Annotated in this window: 17 protein-coding genes and 1 pseudogene; all 18 read left to right on the top strand. The window is 31.5% G+C overall.

Annotation, left to right across the window (positions count from 1 at the left end; all coding sequences use genetic code 11):
• On the top strand, positions 1-380 hold a 380-nt coding region (locus ACJAX4_RS13340; RefSeq protein ID WP_435789953.1), incomplete at its 5' end, for a KH domain-containing protein.
• 11 nt (positions 381-391) lie between these two features.
• Positions 392-658 (top strand): RNase P modulator RnpM, encoded by a 267-nt coding sequence (gene rnpM / locus ACJAX4_RS13335; protein ID WP_435789952.1) that lies wholly within the window; start codon positions 392-394, stop codon positions 656-658.
• Complete coding sequence (locus ACJAX4_RS13330) at positions 651-962, top strand: ribosomal L7Ae/L30e/S12e/Gadd45 family protein (protein ID WP_435789951.1); 312 nt, start codon at positions 651-653, stop codon at positions 960-962. The genes rnpM and ACJAX4_RS13330 overlap by 8 nt, the downstream gene beginning before the upstream one ends.
• Positions 963-985: 23 nt before the next feature.
• A complete protein-coding gene (infB, locus tag ACJAX4_RS13325; RefSeq protein ID WP_435789950.1) occupies positions 986-3,058 on the top strand; it encodes a translation initiation factor IF-2 in 2,073 nt (690 codons plus the stop codon).
• A 21-nt stretch (positions 3,059-3,079) separates the two neighbouring features.
• Positions 3,080-3,442 (top strand): annotated as a pseudogene (gene rbfA, locus ACJAX4_RS13320) (30S ribosome-binding factor RbfA); the annotation flags it as partial.
• A 49-nt stretch (positions 3,443-3,491) separates the two neighbouring features.
• Positions 3,492-4,454, top strand: coding sequence for a DHH family phosphoesterase (locus tag ACJAX4_RS13315; protein ID WP_435789954.1), 963 nt, complete (start codon positions 3,492-3,494; stop codon positions 4,452-4,454).
• Positions 4,451-5,320, top strand: coding sequence for a tRNA pseudouridine(55) synthase TruB (gene truB, locus ACJAX4_RS13310; RefSeq protein WP_435789949.1), 870 nt, complete (start codon positions 4,451-4,453; stop codon positions 5,318-5,320). Before ACJAX4_RS13315 ends, truB begins: the two co-directional genes overlap by 4 nt.
• Positions 5,321-5,333: 13 nt before the next feature.
• Complete coding sequence (locus ACJAX4_RS13305) at positions 5,334-6,257, top strand: bifunctional riboflavin kinase/FAD synthetase (protein ID WP_435789948.1); 924 nt, start codon at positions 5,334-5,336, stop codon at positions 6,255-6,257.
• A gap of 131 nt (positions 6,258-6,388) precedes the next feature.
• The gene (gene rpsO, locus ACJAX4_RS13300) at positions 6,389-6,652 is read left to right on the top strand and encodes a 30S ribosomal protein S15 (RefSeq protein WP_435789947.1); all 264 of its coding nucleotides are present in this window, start codon (positions 6,389-6,391) and stop codon (positions 6,650-6,652) included.
• 118 nt (positions 6,653-6,770) lie between these two features.
• Positions 6,771-8,882 carry a polyribonucleotide nucleotidyltransferase gene (locus ACJAX4_RS13295; protein ID WP_435789946.1) on the top strand — a complete coding sequence of 704 codons (2,112 nt, stop codon included), beginning with the start codon at positions 6,771-6,773 and terminating at the stop codon, positions 8,880-8,882.
• A 100-nt stretch (positions 8,883-8,982) separates the two neighbouring features.
• Positions 8,983-10,257 (top strand): M16 family metallopeptidase, encoded by a 1,275-nt coding sequence (locus tag ACJAX4_RS13290; protein WP_435789945.1) that lies wholly within the window; start codon positions 8,983-8,985, stop codon positions 10,255-10,257.
• An 86-nt stretch (positions 10,258-10,343) separates the two neighbouring features.
• The gene (locus tag ACJAX4_RS13285) at positions 10,344-10,619 is read left to right on the top strand and encodes a YlmC/YmxH family sporulation protein (protein WP_435789944.1); all 276 of its coding nucleotides are present in this window, start codon (positions 10,344-10,346) and stop codon (positions 10,617-10,619) included.
• A gap of 14 nt (positions 10,620-10,633) precedes the next feature.
• Entirely contained in the window at positions 10,634-11,824 is a 1,191-nt protein-coding gene (gene dapG / locus ACJAX4_RS13280; RefSeq protein WP_435789943.1) for an aspartate kinase, read from the top strand.
• 57 nt (positions 11,825-11,881) lie between these two features.
• Positions 11,882-12,613 carry a ClpP family protease gene (locus ACJAX4_RS13275; RefSeq protein WP_435789942.1) on the top strand — a complete coding sequence of 244 codons (732 nt, stop codon included), beginning with the start codon at positions 11,882-11,884 and terminating at the stop codon, positions 12,611-12,613.
• A gap of 176 nt (positions 12,614-12,789) precedes the next feature.
• Positions 12,790-15,084 (top strand): DNA translocase FtsK, encoded by a 2,295-nt coding sequence (locus ACJAX4_RS13270; protein WP_435789941.1) that lies wholly within the window; start codon positions 12,790-12,792, stop codon positions 15,082-15,084.
• 101 nt (positions 15,085-15,185) lie between these two features.
• Positions 15,186-16,520: a 30S ribosomal protein S12 methylthiotransferase RimO gene (gene rimO, locus ACJAX4_RS13265; protein ID WP_435789940.1), complete on the top strand. Its 1,335-nt coding sequence runs from the start codon at positions 15,186-15,188 to the stop codon at positions 16,518-16,520.
• On the top strand, positions 16,507-17,064 hold the full coding sequence (pgsA, locus tag ACJAX4_RS13260; protein ID WP_435789939.1) for a CDP-diacylglycerol--glycerol-3-phosphate 3-phosphatidyltransferase: 558 nt from the start codon (positions 16,507-16,509) through the stop codon (positions 17,062-17,064). The genes rimO and pgsA overlap by 14 nt, the downstream gene beginning before the upstream one ends.
• Positions 17,065-17,239: 175 nt before the next feature.
• Positions 17,240-18,295 (top strand): recombinase RecA, encoded by a 1,056-nt coding sequence (recA, locus tag ACJAX4_RS13255; RefSeq protein WP_435789938.1) that lies wholly within the window; start codon positions 17,240-17,242, stop codon positions 18,293-18,295.
• Positions 18,296-18,641: the final 346 nt, after the last annotated feature.

Below are 18,641 nucleotides of genomic sequence, written 5' to 3'. Positions count from 1 at the left end.
CAAATGACGAAAATGTTGATGCTATGGGAGCTTGTGTTGGTCCCAAAGGTACCCGGGTTCAAAATATAGTTAATGAATTAAGAAATGAAAAAATTGATATTATTAAATGGAGCAAGAATTCTGAAGAGTATATTTCTAATGCCTTAAGCCCTTCGAAGGTATTAAATGTTGTAGTTGAAGAAAATTCTAAATCTGCAAAGGTCATAGTGGAAGATAATCAGTTATCCCTAGCTATTGGTAAAGAAGGCCAAAACGTTAGATTGGCTGCAAGACTCACAGGTTGGAAAATAGACATTAAAAGTAGAACACAAGCACAATATAACATGGAATCGGTTGAAGCTAGTGAAAATGAAGTATTTGAACCAATTATTAACGAGTAGGTGATAGCTTTATGAAGGTTAAAAAAATACCTCAGCGCATGTGTACAGGATGTATGGAAATGAAAAGTAAAAAAGAATTATTGCGTATAGTTCGTAGCAAAGAAGGCGAAACTTCTATAGATTTAACAGGAAAAAAGCCAGGCAGAGGCGCATATATATGTAAGAACATAGAATGTTTTGAAAAATCTTTTAAGACAAAAAGGTTAGAGCGGAATTTAGGTGGAAAAATAAGTGAAGAGATTTATGTTAAACTTAGGGATGAGATAAATAATGAATAATAAATTTTTTAATTTTTTAGGCTTAACTAAAAAGGCAGGCAAACTTATTGAAGGTTATAACCAATGTGAAGAAGCACTGTCGCATAGAAGAGGAACACTTATAATTTTATCCGAGGAAAGTGCTGTAAATACGAAAGATAAATTTAAAAGACTAGGTATTAAAAACAATATACCGCTTATAGAAGGGATTACCAGTGAAGCTTTAGGTAAGTGTTTAGGTAGAGCAGAAATCAATGTTTTGTGTGTAAATGATAAAAGAATGAGTGATAAGTTACTCAGTTTATGGAGTGAAAACCATGAATAAATTAAATTTCGGGGGTGAATGATTTGGCAAAAGTCAGAATATATGAATTAGCAAAAGAATTAGAAGTAACAAGCAAAGAATTAATTAATGTACTATTTGAAGAATTTAGTATAAAGGCCAAAAATCATATGAGTGTGATTGAGGAAGAGGATGCTGAGTTAATAAAGGAACTGTATAGTGATGAGAATTCAGGTCTAAAAGATGATAAGAATGAAACAGTAGAACATTATGAAAATTTAGCAAATGAAGATGCTAACAAAGTAGTTATCAGAAAAAGAGGTAGAAAAGGTAGAGATGAACTTGGAAATGGTAACAATGGTGTTGAAGCAATAGATGATGAAGTTGTAGTAATTGAACCGTCTATTACAGTTAAAGACTTAGCTGATAAGTTAAAGAGACCATATGTAGAAGTTATAAAACAACTTATATTCATAGGAGTTATGGCTGGAATGAACCAAGAAATTGATTTTGCTACAGCTGAAAAGGTAATAGAAAAATATGGTGCACTTGCAGTACTTAAAGATGAAGAGCTAGGGAAAATTGCTGATGATGAAGATATTGAAGAATCAGATTCTGATTTAGGTACAGATAAAAAACCAGCTGTTGTTACAGTTATGGGTCACGTTGATCATGGTAAGACATCATTACTTGATTGCATTAGAAAATCTAAGGTTACTGAAACAGAAGCAGGCGGAATAACACAACACATAGGTGCTTATACTGTTACTATTAATGAAGAAAAAATTACATTTTTAGATACACCTGGTCATGAGGCTTTCACGGCAATGAGAGCAAGAGGTGCCCAAATAACAGATATAGTTATACTTGTTGTAGCTGCTGATGATGGTATTATGCCGCAAACTAAAGAAGCTATAAATCACTGTAAGGCTGCTAAAGTACCAATGATAGTAGCTATAAACAAAATAGATAGACCAGGAGCTAATATCGATAAAGTTAAACAGGAATTAGCAGACAGTGGTCTTGTATCAGAAGATTGGGGTGGAGACACAATTTGTGTTCCAGTATCAGCTCATACTAAAGAGGGTATAGATACATTGCTTGAAATGGTAATAATTACAGCAGAAATGCTAGAGCTTAAAGCTAATTCTAGTAGGCATGCAAAAGGAACAGTTATAGAAGGTAAACTTGACAAAGGTAGAGGACCTCTTGCTACATTACTTGTACAAAATGGTACATTAAGCACTGGTGATTCTATAATAGTCGGTTCAACTTACGGAAGAATAAGAGCAATGTTTGATGATAAAGGTAAAAAGATAGACACTGCCGGTCCTTCTATACCTGTAGAAATACTTGGATTATCTGAAGTGCCAGCAGCTGGAGATAGATTTAACGTAGTTAAAGATGAAAAAACTGCAAGAAATATGGCTGAAAGTAGAAAATCAATATCTAGAGAAGAACATTTCAAGTCAAGTCATAGAGTGTCAATGGAAAACCTATATAGTCAAATACAAGAAGGATCTGTTAAGGAGCTTGGTGTAATTGTTAAAGCTGATGTTCAAGGATCGGTAGAGGCAGTAAGACAATCTCTAGAAAAATTGTCTACTGAAAATGTTAAAGTAAGAGTTTTACATTTTGGAGTTGGAGCTATAACAGAAACAGATGTTACGCTTGCTGCTGCATCAAATGCTATAATTATAGGATTTAATGTAAGACCAGACAATAACGCTTCGGCAACTGGTGAAAAAGAAAATGTAGAAATTAAAACTTACAGAATAATTTATGATGCTCTTGATGATATAAAATCTGCAATGCTTGGACTTCTTGATCCTGTATACAAAGAAGTTGTTTTAGGTAGAGTCGAAATAAGACAAATATACAAAGTGTCAAGTGTAGGAACAATAGCAGGATCTTATGTACTGAGTGGTAAGATTACTAGAAATAGTAGCGTAAGAGTTATTAGAAATGGCATAGTAATAACTGAATCAACATTAGCTTCTTTAAAGAGATTTAAAGATGATGCAAAAGAAGTTGCAACTGGATTTGAATGTGGATTAAGTATAGAAAAATTCAATGACATTAAAGAAGGCGACATTGTTGAAGCATTCATAATGCAAGAAGTAAAACCGAAATTATAAGATTGAGGAGTAGTGGGTTGTATGGTTAATTATAGAAATGGTAGAATAAATGAAGAAATAAAAAAAGAAGTAAGCAATACAATTCAAAATAAAATAAAAGATCCAAGAAAAAGTGCTATGGTGAGTGTAACAAAAGTAGATACAACAAAAGATTTAAGTTATACAAAAATTTACGTTAGTATATTTGGTAGCGAAATTTCGAAAAAAGAAACTATTGATGCGCTTAAAAGTTCAACAGGACTTATTAGAAAAGAAATAGGCGCTCATGTTAAACTAAGACATGTCCCTCAAGTTATCATAGAGGTAGACGAAACTATAGAACGTGCAATACACTTAGAAGGTATATTTAATCAAATAAAGGCAAAAGAAAAAAATGATGAAAAAAACAATGGTGCAAACGTAAGTGGAGAAGATATTATCGAAGATGGTAGCGATGAGGATTAATGATATTGTTAGCAAGATAAACATGTTCAAAAAAATAGCTATATCTTTTCATACTTCTGCTGATGGTGATTCATTAGGTAGTGCACTAGCTTTACTTATTGGACTTAGAAAATTAAACAAGGAAGTATATATAATTTCTAAAGAAGTTATGCCACAAAATTTTATGTTTTTGCCACAATCTGATGAAATTACTGGTGAAATAACTGAACCAACAAAGGACACAGAATGTGTAATAGTGTTAGATTGTGGTGATTTTAAAAGAGTTAATGCGAGTTTATGTTTGCAAAACAGAAAATTTGAATTAATTAATATAGATCACCATGTATCTAATGATTTGTACGGAGATTTGAATTATGTTGATACAAGAGCTTCTGCAGTTGCAGAAATTGTTCATGAATTGCTGACACTTCTTAAGGTGGAAATGGACAGTGAAATCAGTACATGCTTGTACACCTCATTAATTACAGATACGGGTTCTTTTAGACATTCAAGTACAACAACAGTAACTCATAGCATTGCAGGTGAACTTATTAATACAGGCATAGATTTTAGTAATATTCATAGACTAGTGTTTGAGAATAGAAAGTTCGAACAAATAAAATTCTGTGGAGAAATTATTAATAATATGACAACAGAACTTCATGGCACAGTATGTGTTATATACATACCTAAAGATCTACTTAAAAAATATAATTTAGAATCTTCAGATACAGCTGATGTTGTAACTTTAGGTTCTTCTGTAGATACAGTTGAAGTTACTATTGTTATAAGAGAAGCTGAAAATGGTGTTAAAGTAAGTTTAAGGTCTAAATCAACAGTTGATGTTAGAAAAATTGCAGAAGGTTTTAGCGGTGGTGGCCATACTAGAGCTGCAGGTTTTTTCACTGAAACTAGTTTTTACGACATTAAAGTTAAACTTATGGAAATTTTAGAAAAAGAGTTGATAAAATGAATGGTATAATAAATGTATATAAACCTACAGGTATTACGTCTTTTGATGTAGTACGAAAAATAAGGAAAATAAGCAATGTAAAGAAAGTAGGCCACGCTGGCACTTTAGACCCTGAAGCTAGCGGGGTTTTACTTGTTTGTATAGGTAAGGCTACAAAGGCTATTGACTTTATAATGGGAGACTTCAAAATTTATGACACTGAATTAAAGCTCGGAGTTATTACGGACACTTATGATAGAGAAGGTAAGATTTTAAAGGAAACTGAAGTAATAGCAAGCAGCGACGAAATTATAAAAGCAATTAGATCTTTTATTGGAGAAATAAAGCAAGTTCCCCCAATGTATTCAGCTCTAAAAGTTAATGGGAAAAAACTTTATGAATTGGCAAGGGCTGGTATAGAAATAGAGAGAGAAGCACGAGATATAGTAATTTATAGTATAGATATTATGGAAATCAAGTCTCCTTATGTGAAGTTTAAGGTCAAATGTTCTAAGGGTACTTATATTAGAAGTCTTTGCTATGACATTGGAGAGCTGCTAAAATGTGGTGGTATGATGTGGAATTTAGAAAGAACGGATATAGGTGGATTTAATGTTGAAAATTCTATAAATATTGATAATTTAAATGTGGAAAATATAAATGAAAATATTATGCCGATAGAAAATATTTTTAGAAATAATACTAAAATAACCATAGAGGATAGATTTATTAAATTTCTTTTAAATGGTGTTGTAGTAAAGGATAAGGCACTTACTTGTAAGTTTAAAGTGGACAGTACATATAGTATTTATAATAATGAAAATGATTTTGTTGGAATTGCTGATAAAAGCAAAGATGGTGTTAAACTAATAAAATCATTTATATAGGAGAATATTGTGAATGATTGTTATAAAAGATAATTTTAAAACAAAACTGGAAGATCCAACATACATTGCTTTAGGGAATTTTGACGGGCTCCATTTAGGGCATATGCATCTTATAAATAAAACCGTTGAGCTAGCAAAAGAAAATAGTGCTAAAAGTATGATTTGCACATTTGAAAATCATCCCTTGTCTGTTATTAATATAGAAATTTGTCCGAAATTAATAATGGATAATGATACTAAAATAAATTTATTGGAAAGCACTGGTATAGATATTGTTGATTTAATTAATTTTAACAATGATTTTATGAAGACAACTCCAGAACAGTTTATAAAAAATATGGTGAATTTATATAATGTAAAGGGAATAGTTGTTGGTTTTAATTATAGATTTGGATATAAAAATTTGGGTGATGTAGAAATGCTTAAAACATATAGTACAATACTTGGATATACACTATATGTATCGGAAGCAATTAGTGTTAATCAGGAGATTGTAAGTAGTTCTAAAATACGTCATCTTATAACTGAGGGCGACATTACTAAAGCAAATGAACTTTTAGGAAGAACTCATTCTATTATTGGAGATGTAATTAAGGGGAAACAATTTGGTAGAACTATTGGATTTCCAACTGTAAACCTGAATTATAATAAAAAATATATTGTACCTAAAGGTGGGGTATACTATACAATAATTGAATACAATAATAATCGTTACAAAGCTATTACCAATATTGGGTATAATCCCACTGTAGAAGGTGGGAAGCTATCAGTGGAAACCCATATTCTAAATTTTGATAAACAAATTTATGGTGAAGAAATTAAAATAAATTTTGTAAATAGAATAAGAGATGAATTTAAATTTAATACCATTGAGCGGCTAAAAGAACAGCTCGCAAAGGATAAAAAATATGCTTTTGAGCAAAAAATAGAAAAATAAACGTTAAAATGCAAAAAATAATTTACAATTTAATCTTAGTTTGTTATACTTAATACGAACCTTATGCTAAGTTAATCGAATCGCCAACGGTTTACTTGGAATATGGGAAGAATATTCGGAGGTGTTATAAAATGGAAAAGGCTAAAAAACAAGAAATAATGATAAAACACGCAAGACATGAAGGAGATACAGGTTCTCCAGAGGTGCAAATTGCACTACTTACTGCAAGAATCTTGGAATTAAACGAACACTTAAAAGTTCATAAAAAGGATCACCATTCAAGAAGAGGCCTATTAATGATGGTTGGGCAAAGAAAAGGAATGTTAGGTTACTTAAAGAATCAAGATATTGAAAGATATCGTGCACTTCTTCTAGAACTTGGATTAAGGAAATAATTTAGAGCGGCCTTGCCGCTCTATTATTTTAAATGTTGATAAGAAAATGTGCATTTTAGATTAGCAAAATTTATATATCAGTTAATTATATTACTTTAAATATAAGGGAGGCAAATACATGAATCACATTATTGAAACTACTGTAGCAGGTAGAGTCCTTAAAGTTGAGTATGGTAAGATTGGAATGTTATCAGACTGTGCAATACTCGTCAGCTACGGCGAAACTGTAGTTCTAGTTAATGCAAATGCATCAGAGAAACCAAGAGATGGTATTGATTTCTTTCCACTAAGTGTAGAATATGAAGAAAAACTTTATTCTGTTGGTAAAATTCCTGGTGGATTTATAAAAAGAGAAGCAAGACCATCAGAAAGAGCAATTCTAACAGCAAGAGGTATTGATAGACCACTTAGGCCATTATTTCCAAAAGGCTATAAAAATGATGTCCAAATTGTTTGTACTGTACTATCAGTTGAACAAGATAATTCACCTGAGATACTTGCTATGAATGCAGCATCAATGGCATTATGCATATCTAGCATACCATTTACTGATTCTGTTGCAACGGTTTCAGTCGGTTTAATTGATGATAACTTCATATTAAGTCCAACTACTGAAGAGAGAAATGCAAGCTCTATGACCCTTACAGTTTGTGCTACAAAAGACAACGTAACAATGATAGAAGCTAGTGGAGACGAAATATCTGAAGATGTAATGATAAGTGCTATTGACTTTGCTTTCGAATCATGTAAAAAAATTGTTGAATTCCAAGAAGAAGCTGTGGCTAAATTTGGAAAGAAAAAAAATGTTTTTGAAACACAACCAATAGATGAAACTCTCAAAAGTGAAGTTAGAGAATTGTCATTTGATATGACCAAAACAGCAATGTACATAATTGATAAAGATGTTAGAAATGCAATGGTTGATGAAATAAAAGAAAAAATCAAAACTGAATTCAGTGATAAATATCCTGATAAAAAATCTGATATAGGTGAAATTTTCTATGGCATCCAAAAAGAAATAGTTAGAAATATGATGTTAAATGAAGATAGAAGGCCGGATGGAAGAGCTTTCGATCAGGTTAGACCAATAAGTTGCGAAGTTTCAATACTTCCAAGAACCCATGGAACAGGTCTTTTTACAAGAGGACTTACTCAAGTAATGGGAGTTGCTACACTTGGAGCATTAAAAGAAGCTCAGATACTTGATGGAATAGGTGATGAAGATACTAAAAGATATATGCATCACTATAATTTCCCAGCTTACAGTGTAGGTGAAACTAAGCCAATGCGTGGACCTGGAAGACGTGAAATTGGACATGGAGCATTAGCTGAGAAAGCAGTACTACCACTTTTACCATCTGTAGATGAATTTCCATATGCTATTCGTGTGGTATCAGAAGTATTAAGCTCTAATGGCTCAACATCTCAAGCTAGTGTAAGTGCAAGTGTTTTAGCGCTGCTAGATGCAGGTGTTCCAATTAAGAGACCAGCAGCGGGTATAGCAATGGGACTAATTACAAACGCTGATTTATCTAAAGAAAAGGTGCTTACAGATATTCAAGGTATAGAAGATTTCTTTGGTGATATGGACTTTAAAGTTGCTGGAACTGAGAAAGGTATTACAGCTATACAAGTGGACACTAAGCTTCATGGCTTATCTAAATATTGTATCAAAACTGCAATTATAGATGCAAAAAAAGCTAGACTTCATATAATAGATAAAATGAATGAATGTATAGATGCACCAAGAAGTGAACTTTCAAAATATGCTCCTAGAATGTACATTTTAAATGTAGCTCCTGACAAGATTAGAGACGTAATTGGAAAAGGTGGAGCAACCATTAAGAAAATTATCGCAGAAACTGGTGTCAAAATAGATACTAATGACGATGGAAAAGTTGTAATTATGTCTAATGATGGCGATAGTGCAAATAGGGCCGTTAAAATTATTGAAGAATTAACGAAATCAGTTAAAGTAGGGGAAATATATCTAGGAAAAGTAACAAAAATCGCTGCTTTTGGATGTTTTGTTGAAATACTTCCTAACAAAGAAGGATTAGTTCATATTTCTAAACTTGATTTTGCTAGAGTAAACAAAGTAGAAGATATTGTTTCAGTTGGTGATGAAATATTAGTAAAAGTTATGGAGATAGACAATCAAGGAAGAGTAAATCTTTCAAGAAGAGACGCGATGAAAGACAGTGAAAATGAAAATAAAGATAGTGAATAATGATAGAAGGGCTTAGAGGCCTTTTTATTTTTTTTTTAATAATATTAACCTAATATGCACATATTAAATATAAATTAATTCTCATTAAGGAGAGGAATGTATGTACAATTTATTTAAATTAAATAATGGGCTAAGAGTAGTGGTAGAAAATATCGAATATGTAAATTCTGTGAGCGTAGGCTTATGGGTGGAAAATGGTTCTAGAAATGAAAATGTAACTAACAGTGGAATATCGCATTTCATAGAGCATATGTTTTTTAAAGGAACCACTCATAGAACTGCAAAACAAATATCTGAAGCGGTAGAAGACGTAGGTGGACAATTAAACGCCTTTACTGGTAAGGAGGCTACATGTTTTTACATAAAAGCTTTAGATACGCATTTAGAATTATCTTTGGATATTTTGTCAGATATGCTCTTGAATAGTAATTTTTCGGAAGAGGAAATCGAAAAAGAAAAAGGAGTTATTATTGAAGAAATAAAAATGAGCGAAGATTCACCAGAAGATGTTTTGATAGACTTACATACAAAGGCTATCTGGGATACAGATTCTATTTCATTACCTATTTTAGGAACTACTGATACAGTAAGATCTTTTAGTAGGAAATCTATAGTAGAATATATAGATTCCCACTATGAACCAGAAAACTTAGTCATATCAATTGCTGGTAAATTTGACATGAAAAATATAGAAAAACTACTTGAAAAATATTTTGGTGATTGGAAATGTAAAGGTGCAAACATTACTAAATACAGTACTCCTAAGTTATATAACAACCATTACTTTAGAAAAAAAGATATTGAGCAGCTCCATATAAGTCTAGGGATGCCTGGTGTGGAAATGGGAAATGATGATACCTATGCACTAATATTATTAAGTAATATATTAGGAGGTGGAGCATCTTCAAGGCTATTTCAAAAAATCCGCGAAGAGTTAGGGGTGTGCTACTCAGTTTATTCTTATATATCAGCCTTTAAAAACACAGGAATTGTAAGCATTTATGCGGGAGTAAATCCGATGCAAGCAAAAGTTGCAATTGATGCAATACAAGATGAGGTAACTAAATTCGCGAAAATTGGAATTGATAGTGAAAGACTCTTTAAAACTAAAGAACAGTTAAAGGGAAGTTATATTCTTGGGCTTGAAAGCACAAGTAGTAGGATGTTTAGTAACGGAAAATCTGTTATGTTTTTGAAGAAAATAAATACACCTAAAGACGTACTTAGAAAGATAGACGAAATAGATATGTCGAGGGTTAATACTGTTATGGAAAAGACTTTTAAAATGGGTATTATAAATTCAGCCTTTGTAGGAAAAGAAAAAGAAGTACTAAAAAATGTTTTCAATGGTAATATTATTTCTATTGAAAAGTAAATTTATTTATAATTATATTAAAATTATGCATAACTTCTTAACATATTCCATAGTATTCTATGAGAATTGTTAAGGAGGATGTTTATATGGAAGACAATATAAAGTTATATAGTGAAATGGAAAGATATGAAATTATTAATATTAATGATGGTGATAAATATAATAATTTAGGCAATAATGATGTGGTCATTGATGAAAATGGACTTTTGAAATTTTTGATAATTAACGAAGGTGGCACTAAATTTAGTTTTTTTCATAATAGTGATATAATTGAAATACCTTGGGATTATGTTAAAAAAATAGGATCTAGAACTATAATTATTGATGTTGATAATGAATTTTTGAAAAAATCTCGTATTTAACTTGGAGGACAGAAATGAAGATATTAGTACAGAAGTTTGGGGGGACATCCGTCTCAACTAAGGAAAAGAGAAAACTTGCAGTATGTAAAGTTCTAAATGCAAAGGCTGAGGGATATTCTCCTGTGGTTGTAGTATCTGCCATGGGTAGAAAAGGTGAGCCTTATGCTACAGATACATTGTTATCATTAGTTGCTGATAATTTTAAGACAGCAAACCCATTAGCAATGGATTTATTAATGAGTTGTGGCGAAATTATAAGTACTGTAATAATGTGTAATGAATTAAATGATAATGAAATTGATTCTGTGCCACTAACAGGAGGACAAGCAGGTTTAATAACAGATTGTAATTATAACAATGCAACAATAATTAACGTTGACACAAAAAAAATACTAGATATTTTACAAAGTGGAAAAATACCTGTAGTAGCAGGGTTTCAAGGTGAAGATGAAAATGGCTTTGTTACGACGATTGGGAGAGGTGGCAGTGATGTTACCGCTGCGAGACTAGGTGCAGCACTTAATGCAGTAGAGACTCAAATATACACGGATGTGGATGGTATTATGACAGCTGATCCAAGAATAGTTTCTGATGCAACTTTAATTAAAAAAATAAGTTATGATGAAATCTTTCAATTCGCAGATCAAGGAGCTAAGGTGATACACCCAAGAGCAGTAGAAATATCTAAGAAGTATAATATACCGCTAGTAATAAAGAATACTATGAACGATTGTGATGGAACAGTAATTGGTAATTTGGAAAGTGAAGCTTATAAAAATATAATTACAGGCATCACACATATAGATAATAGAGTCCAAATAAAAATATGCGAAAAATTAGATAGTACCTACGATGATCTGTTTGATATTTTAGCTGAAAATCTAATTAGCATAGATCTTATAAACGTGTTCCCAAAAGAAAAAATATTTACTATTGATGAAAAGGATTATGAAAAATTCGAAAATTTAATTAATGGACTTAATATGGCTTATTCTTTTGTAAAGGATTGTAGTAAACTTTCAATTATAGGTTCTAAAATGAGAGGTATACCTGGAGTTATGGCGAGAATCCTTAAGGCATTGACTAGAGAAAATATTGAGGTGCTACAAACGGCCGATTCTCATATGACTATATGGTGTCTTGTAGAAACAGGATATGTTGAAAGAGCAATTAATGCACTCCACAAGGAATTTAAATTAGGATAAAAAATGTATATAGTTTCTCTTAATGCACAAAATATAAATGGATTAGGAGGAATGAAAATGTTAAAAACTGATAAAATCAATGAAAAGATCGAAAAAGGAAGCTTTAAAAACCAAAATATTGAAAATGAGGATTCTGAAAAAAATGAAAAGCTTGAAAATATTAAAGAATTGGGAACAACTAATATTCCAACTCAAGACGAAAAAATTCAAATTTTACCTATTATAGGTCAAATAGAAGGTCATATGATGTTGTCGCCCCAAACAAAAGCTACCAAGTATGAACATGTTATCCCACAATTAATTGCTATGGAAAGAGATGAAAAAGTAAAAGGTATTCTTATTGTTTTAAATACTGTAGGAGGAGATGTGGAAGCAGGCCTTGCAATTGCAGAGATGATTCGTAGTGTAAGTAAACCTACGGTGTCACTAGTTGTGGGCGGAGGTCATTCAATAGGCATACCTCTAGCAACTGCGGCTAAGTACTCATTTATTTCACCATCTGCAACTATGATAATTCATCCAATAAGAATGAATGGTTTAATAATAGGTGTACCGCAAACTTTTGAGTATTTTAACAAAATGCAAGAAAGAATAACTGAATTTATTATTAGAACTTCTCGCATAGATAAGGAAAATGTAAAGAGATTAATGACTCAAACGGATGAGCTGTTAAACGATATGGGTACTATACTTATAGGGAAACAAGCGGTTGACAATGGATTAATAGATGAAGTTGGAGGAATAAGCGAAGCACTAGCAAAATTGAATAAAATGATAGATGAAAAATAAAAATAGATATAAATAGGTTATTTCAACCTATTTATATCTATTTTTATTGTTTATTGCTATGATTATATTAGTTCAAAACAATTAAATAGAGTTAATTTTAAATTTAACTATAAATATATAGAAAGTTAAAGGGAATTTATAAATTTTATAGAAATATAAATGGTGGAGGCGATACTTTGGCTAGAAAAAAAAATAAATCAAAAGCTTTAAAGAGTGTAGACACGGATAAAGAAATTTTTGGAATCATTTTAATAACAATGGGAATATTGATTCTATTTAGTATATTTTCAAGTTCTAATTCTATATCGGGTACAGTAGGTAGTTTTATTAATCGGGTACTTTTGGGAATACTAGGTGTAGGAGCATATCTTTTGCCTTTTTTTATAATATTTACGGGCACTTGTTACATTGTAAAGAAAGGTAAAATAAATTTCAGTAAGAAATTTTATGGAATAATACTTTTTATAACTAATACATTGTTATTTATACAAATGTTAACTTTAAATAAATATTATGTTAAAGGCGAGTTTTTACAAGGGATAAATAAAATTTACAATTCAGAAAGTGTGATTCATGGTGGTATTATTAGCTATTCAATTGATGTACCAATGCACACATTATTTGGTGCGGCTTCTAGTTTTATAATTTTTATTGCTATTTATTTTATATGCTTAATTCTAATATTAAACATATCGTTACATGATACTTTTTATAGTATAAAGAATAAATTTATAGCTACAAGAATTGCAAGGAAGAACGAAAGTGATGAGCTCAGTATAGACAATAATGATAAGGAAGAGGAATCAATAATTTCTAATAAAGGTAAAAATGAATTTATTAAAGATATTAGTAGTAAAATTAAAATATTTGATTCCATAAAATCAAATGAAATTGATGATGACTTTAGTGAGGGTAATAAAGATGAAACTGTCAATAATATTAAGGATGATCATGTTAACATCTCTAAAGAAAAAGGTGTAAGTAATTCTATTAATCAGGAATTAGAACAAGAAATCAAGTTAAACAGTGTAAATGCAGAGCCAAACCATAAATATGATTATCCAACTGTAGGTTTATTAAATGAAAATATTACCTCAATGATGAATAAAAATGACAAAAAAGAATTGCTTAATAATGCTAATAAGTTACAGGAAACACTCAGTAGTTTTGGAGTTGAAGCAAAGGTCATTCAAGTTACAAAAGGACCTTCTGTAACACGGTTTGAGCTTCAACCAAGCCCAGGTGTTAAGGTGAGCAAAATTGTAAATTTAGCAGATGATATTGCACTCAATTTAGCATCTTCAGGCGTAAGAATTGAGGCCCCTATACCCGGTAAAGCGGCTGTTGGAATTGAGGTTCCGAATAAGGAATTAAGCGCAGTATACTTAAGAGAGGTAATAGAGTCTAATGAGTTTTTATCGGCAAATAAAAATTTATCCTTTGGCTTAGGAAAAGATATAGGTGGTAATTGTGTTGTATCAGATTTAACTAAAATGCCGCATATGTTGGTAGCTGGAGCTACAGGATCTGGAAAGAGTGTTTGCATTAATTCATTAATAATAAGTTTACTATATAAATATTCTCCTGAGGATGTTAAACTCTTATTAATTGATCCTAAGGTAGTGGAATTAAATATGTATAACGGCATACCCCATCTATTGATTCCAGTTGTAACAGATCCAAAAAAATCTGCAGGTGCCTTAAATTGGGCGGTAAACGAAATGTCAAGAAGGTATAAACTTTTTGCTAACAATAATGTAAGAAGCATTGAAGGGTATAATGAATTAGTAAGTAAAGGCATTGCAGAAGATAAATTACCTTTTATTGTAATTATAATTGACGAACTTGCAGATTTAATGATGGTTTGTGCTAACGATGTAGAAGAGTACATTGGAAGACTAGCGCAAATGGCAAGAGCTGCGGGTATGCATTTAGTAATTGCTACGCAAAGGCCATCTGTTGATGTTATTACAGGAGTGATAAAGGCTAATATCCCTTCGAGAATATCTTTTGCGGTTTCCAGTCAAATAGATTCAAGAACAATATTAGATTCTGCTGGTGCAGAAAAACTACTAGGTAAAGGGGATATGCTTTTCTACCCAGTTGGAGAGGCTAAACCAATTAGAATACAAGGAGCTTTTGTATCGCAAGAAGAAGTTGAGCGAGTGGTGGCATTTATAAAAGATCAGAAGGCAGAAGTAAATTATGAAAAAAAAATAATAGATGAGATAGAAGGTAGTTTAAATAATAAAGATGTGGACGCAGATATTGATGAACTATTAAACGAAGCTATAAGAATAGTAGTAGAAAATGGTCAAGCTTCAACTTCGTTGTTGCAACGTAAGCTAAAAATAGGTTATAATAGAGCAGCAAGAATTATAGAGCAAATGGAAGACCGTAGTATTATTTCAGGTAAAAATGGAAGCAAACCTAGAGATGTATTATTAAGTGATAGTGAATTAAAAGATTAGTACAATAAATTTCTGTAAGAAATATTGTAAATACACTTGTTTAATTTACAAATCACATTTACAATAATTTATATGTACAAACAAATGTAGGAGGATGACCGGTGGATAAAATGAAAGTTGGAGTTATAAATTTAGGTTGTGATAAAAACAGAATTGATAGTGAGATTATAATAAGCAGTTTAAGCGAAAAATATGATATTACAAATGATCCTAAACTAGCGGATATAATTTTAGTAAATACTTGTGGATTCATAGAATCTTCTAAACAAGAATCAATAGATACTATTCTAGAAATGTCAAAATACAAAGAAAAATATAATTGCTCGGTGTTAATTGCAACAGGTTGTCTTACTCAGCGTTATGGGAAAGAGCTGCTTGAACTTATGCCGGAGCTTGATATAATGCTCGGTGTCAATGATTATAACAAGTTATTAAGTAGTATAGAAGAGGTACGCACCCAAAATAATAAAGTTCAACATTGTAGCTATAGCGATGAAAATATTAATGAAGGGCAAAGAGTATTAACTACGGGAAACTACTCTGCTTATGTGAGGATATCGGAGGGGTGTGATAATGCTTGTGCATATTGCGCAATACCGAATATTAGAGGAAAATATAGAAGCAGAAAAATGGAGAATATTATACAAGAAGCTAAAAGTTTAATTGAACATGGGTGCAAGGAAATTATATTAGTGGCTCAAGATACCACTAGATATGGAATTGATTTGTATGGTGAGAAGAACTTACATGAATTAATAAGGAAAGTATCTGAAATAGATGGAGTCCAGTGGATTAGAGTACTTTACTGCTACGCAGAAGAAATGACGGATGAAATTATTAAGGAAATATCTTTAAACAATAAAGCTTGCAAATACATAGATATACCAATTCAACATATAAGTGATGAGATTCTTAAATCTATGAGAAGAAAAGGAAGAAAGAATGTTATAATAGAAAACATAAACAAGATGAGAGCTAATATTTCTGGAGTAACTCTTAGAACTACTTTAATTGTAGGATTTCCAGGAGAGACAGAAGAAAACTTTGAAGAGTTAAAGCAGTTTGTCAAGGAAACTAAATTTGATAAATTGGGAGTGTTTAAATACTCAATGGAAGATGGAACTGCAGCTGCAGAAATGGAAAATCAAATTTCTGAAGATATAAAAATGAAGCGTGAACAAGAATTAATGATAATACAACAAAGTATATCAAAAGAACTAAATAGTAAAAAAATAGGTAAAATTTATGAAGTTCTAGTAGAAGGCTTTGATGGTGAAATTTACTTTGGTAGAAATTATGAAATGGCACCAGAAGTTGATGGAACTATTTTCTTTGAGTCTGATAACACTTATAATAAGGGAGAGTTTGTTAAGGTTAAAGTTACTAAGGCTTTAGAATATGACTTAATAGGAGTGGTGTGCTATGAATCTTGCTAATAAACTTACAATGCTTAGGATTTTTTTAGTTCCTATATTCTTAATATTTATAGCAGTTCAGGGGATACCTTATGGAAGGGAGCTTGCTACATTTATTTTTATTGTAGCATCTCTTACCGACAAATTGGACGGTTATATAGCTAGAAGTAGAAATCAAGTAACTAATTTTGGCAAGTTTATGGATCCTCTTGCCGATAAGCTTTTAGTAACTGCTGCACTTGTTTCCCTGGTGGAACTTCAAATTGTAGCTAGTTGGGTGGCTATGATTATAATTGCTAGAGAATTTGCAGTTTCGGGACTTAGAACAATAGCTGCTTCAGAAGGGAAAGTAATTGCTGCTAGCTGGTGGGGGAAAATTAAAACGGTTGTACAAATAGTAGCGATAATTACAGCTCTAATAAACTTATCCTATATAAACCCAGTAATAAATCCGATTTTAAATATATTGACTAATATTTTTATGGCTGCTGCTGTAATTATAACAATAATATCAGGCATAGATTACTTTGTTAAAAATAAAGATACTATTAGAGTTGATAAGTGATTAAAATATTATGATTTGTTAAGAATACAAACAAAAGTGATAATATAGAAACATTCTACGGTAAAAATAAGTTTAAACATTTGTTTTGGATGTTGACCATACAAAACAAATGATGTATACTTTAATCAGAACAAACGTTCGATAAAAAAGGATGGTGAACCCTAACGGGAAATTTATGAATAATGATAAGTTAAAAGCCCTTGAAGTGGCTATGAGTCAAATAGAAAAGCAATTTGGAAAAGGTTCTATAATGAAACTTGGTGATAACAGCACTTTAAATCTAGATGCTATTTCCACTGGTTGTTTAGGACTTGACATAGGACTTGGCATAGGTGGTGTGCCTAGAGGAAGAATGATTGAGATTTTCGGACCTGAATCTTCAGGTAAAACTACTGTTGCACTGCATATAGTTGCAGAAGCACAGAAAGCAGGTGGCACAGCAGCATTTATTGATGTAGAACATGCTTTAGATCCTATTTACGCTAAATCACTAGGAATTGATATAGATGATTTAATAGTATCTCAACCAGATACCGGCGAGCAGGCTTTAGAGATTACAGAGGCCTTAGTTCGTTCAGGAGCTATTGATGTTATTGTTGTGGATTCAGTAGCTGCACTAGTACCTAAAGCCGAAATTGAAGGCGAAATGGGAGACTCTCACATAGGACTTCAAGCAAGACTTATGTCTCAAGCTTTACGAAAACTTGCTGGATCTATAAATAAATCAAAATGTGTTCTTGTGTTTATAAATCAATTAAGAGAAAAAGTTGGAGTGATGTTTGGAAGTCCAGAAGTAACTCCTGGAGGAAGAGCATTAAAATTCTATGCATCTATCAGATTAGATATAAGAAAAATAGATACCATAAAACAAGGTGATCAATTTATGGGGAATAGAACAAGAATAAAAATAGTTAAAAATAAAGTAGCGCCTCCCTTTAAACAGGCTGAATTTGATATTATGTACGGTGAAGGTATATCTAGAGAGGGCGATGTTTTAGATATAGGAGTTAAAGAAGAAATTGTACAGAAAAGTGGAGCATGGTTTGCTTATGGAGATGCACGTCTTGGACAGGGAAGAGAAAATGCAAAAAACTATTTCAAAGAAAATCCTTTGATTATGTTAGAAATAGAAAATAGAATCAGAGAAAAATATACGCTACCATTATCAAAAGGTCCAGTAATTGATAAAAAGGATATAAAAGAAGTTAAAGAAGTTAAAGAAGCAAAATAAATGTGAAAGCAAGTTTTTACTTGCTTTTTTTCTTTAAAAATCATTAAATTAGTAATTTAGATGTTATAATCTTGACATTAGTATAAAAGTAATATAAGATAAATACAAATACTGGTTTAGTATATTAAAATTATTAGAAATTTAATAAATATGGCACCTTTTCTAGCTTTCGTATTTACTCTTAAATAGATTCGAAAATAAGCAAAGGAGGTGTTGATAATTATGGGAAATCTTGGTGTAGAAACGATCGTAATAGCTTGTGTTATTTTGATTGCTGTTTTTGTAGGTATTGTTGCTGTAATTTATTTTAGAAAAAATATATCTCAAGCAAATATTTCTGAGGCTG

Source organism: Clostridium sp. (genome assembly GCF_051278035.1).
Taxonomy (GTDB): Bacteria; Bacillota; Clostridia; order Clostridiales; family Clostridiaceae; genus Clostridium_AD.
Note: the sequence above shows the minus strand (reverse complement) of the source record. Positions and strands in the feature narration are given on the sequence as shown.

Bases quoted from the DNA above. Each gene is read 5' to 3' on its own strand.
- rnpM (WP_435789952.1), top strand. From the start codon at position 392: ATGAAGGTTAAAAAAATACCTCAGCGCATGTGTACAGGATGTATGGAA.
- ACJAX4_RS13330 (WP_435789951.1), top strand. From the start codon at position 651: ATGAATAATAAATTTTTTAATTTTTTAGGCTTAACTAAAAAGGCAGGC.
- ACJAX4_RS13315 (WP_435789954.1), top strand. From the start codon at position 3,492: ATGAGGATTAATGATATTGTTAGCAAGATAAACATGTTCAAAAAAATA.
- truB (WP_435789949.1), top strand. From the start codon at position 4,451: ATGAATGGTATAATAAATGTATATAAACCTACAGGTATTACGTCTTTT.
- ACJAX4_RS13305 (WP_435789948.1), top strand. From the start codon at position 5,334: ATGATTGTTATAAAAGATAATTTTAAAACAAAACTGGAAGATCCAACA.
- rpsO (WP_435789947.1), top strand. From the start codon at position 6,389: ATGGAAAAGGCTAAAAAACAAGAAATAATGATAAAACACGCAAGACAT.
- ACJAX4_RS13295 (WP_435789946.1), top strand. From the start codon at position 6,771: ATGAATCACATTATTGAAACTACTGTAGCAGGTAGAGTCCTTAAAGTT.
- ACJAX4_RS13290 (WP_435789945.1), top strand. From the start codon at position 8,983: ATGTACAATTTATTTAAATTAAATAATGGGCTAAGAGTAGTGGTAGAA.
- ACJAX4_RS13285 (WP_435789944.1), top strand. From the start codon at position 10,344: ATGGAAGACAATATAAAGTTATATAGTGAAATGGAAAGATATGAAATT.
- dapG (WP_435789943.1), top strand. From the start codon at position 10,634: ATGAAGATATTAGTACAGAAGTTTGGGGGGACATCCGTCTCAACTAAG.
- ACJAX4_RS13275 (WP_435789942.1), top strand. From the start codon at position 11,882: ATGTTAAAAACTGATAAAATCAATGAAAAGATCGAAAAAGGAAGCTTT.
- pgsA (WP_435789939.1), top strand. From the start codon at position 16,507: ATGAATCTTGCTAATAAACTTACAATGCTTAGGATTTTTTTAGTTCCT.
- recA (WP_435789938.1), top strand. From the start codon at position 17,240: ATGAATAATGATAAGTTAAAAGCCCTTGAAGTGGCTATGAGTCAAATA.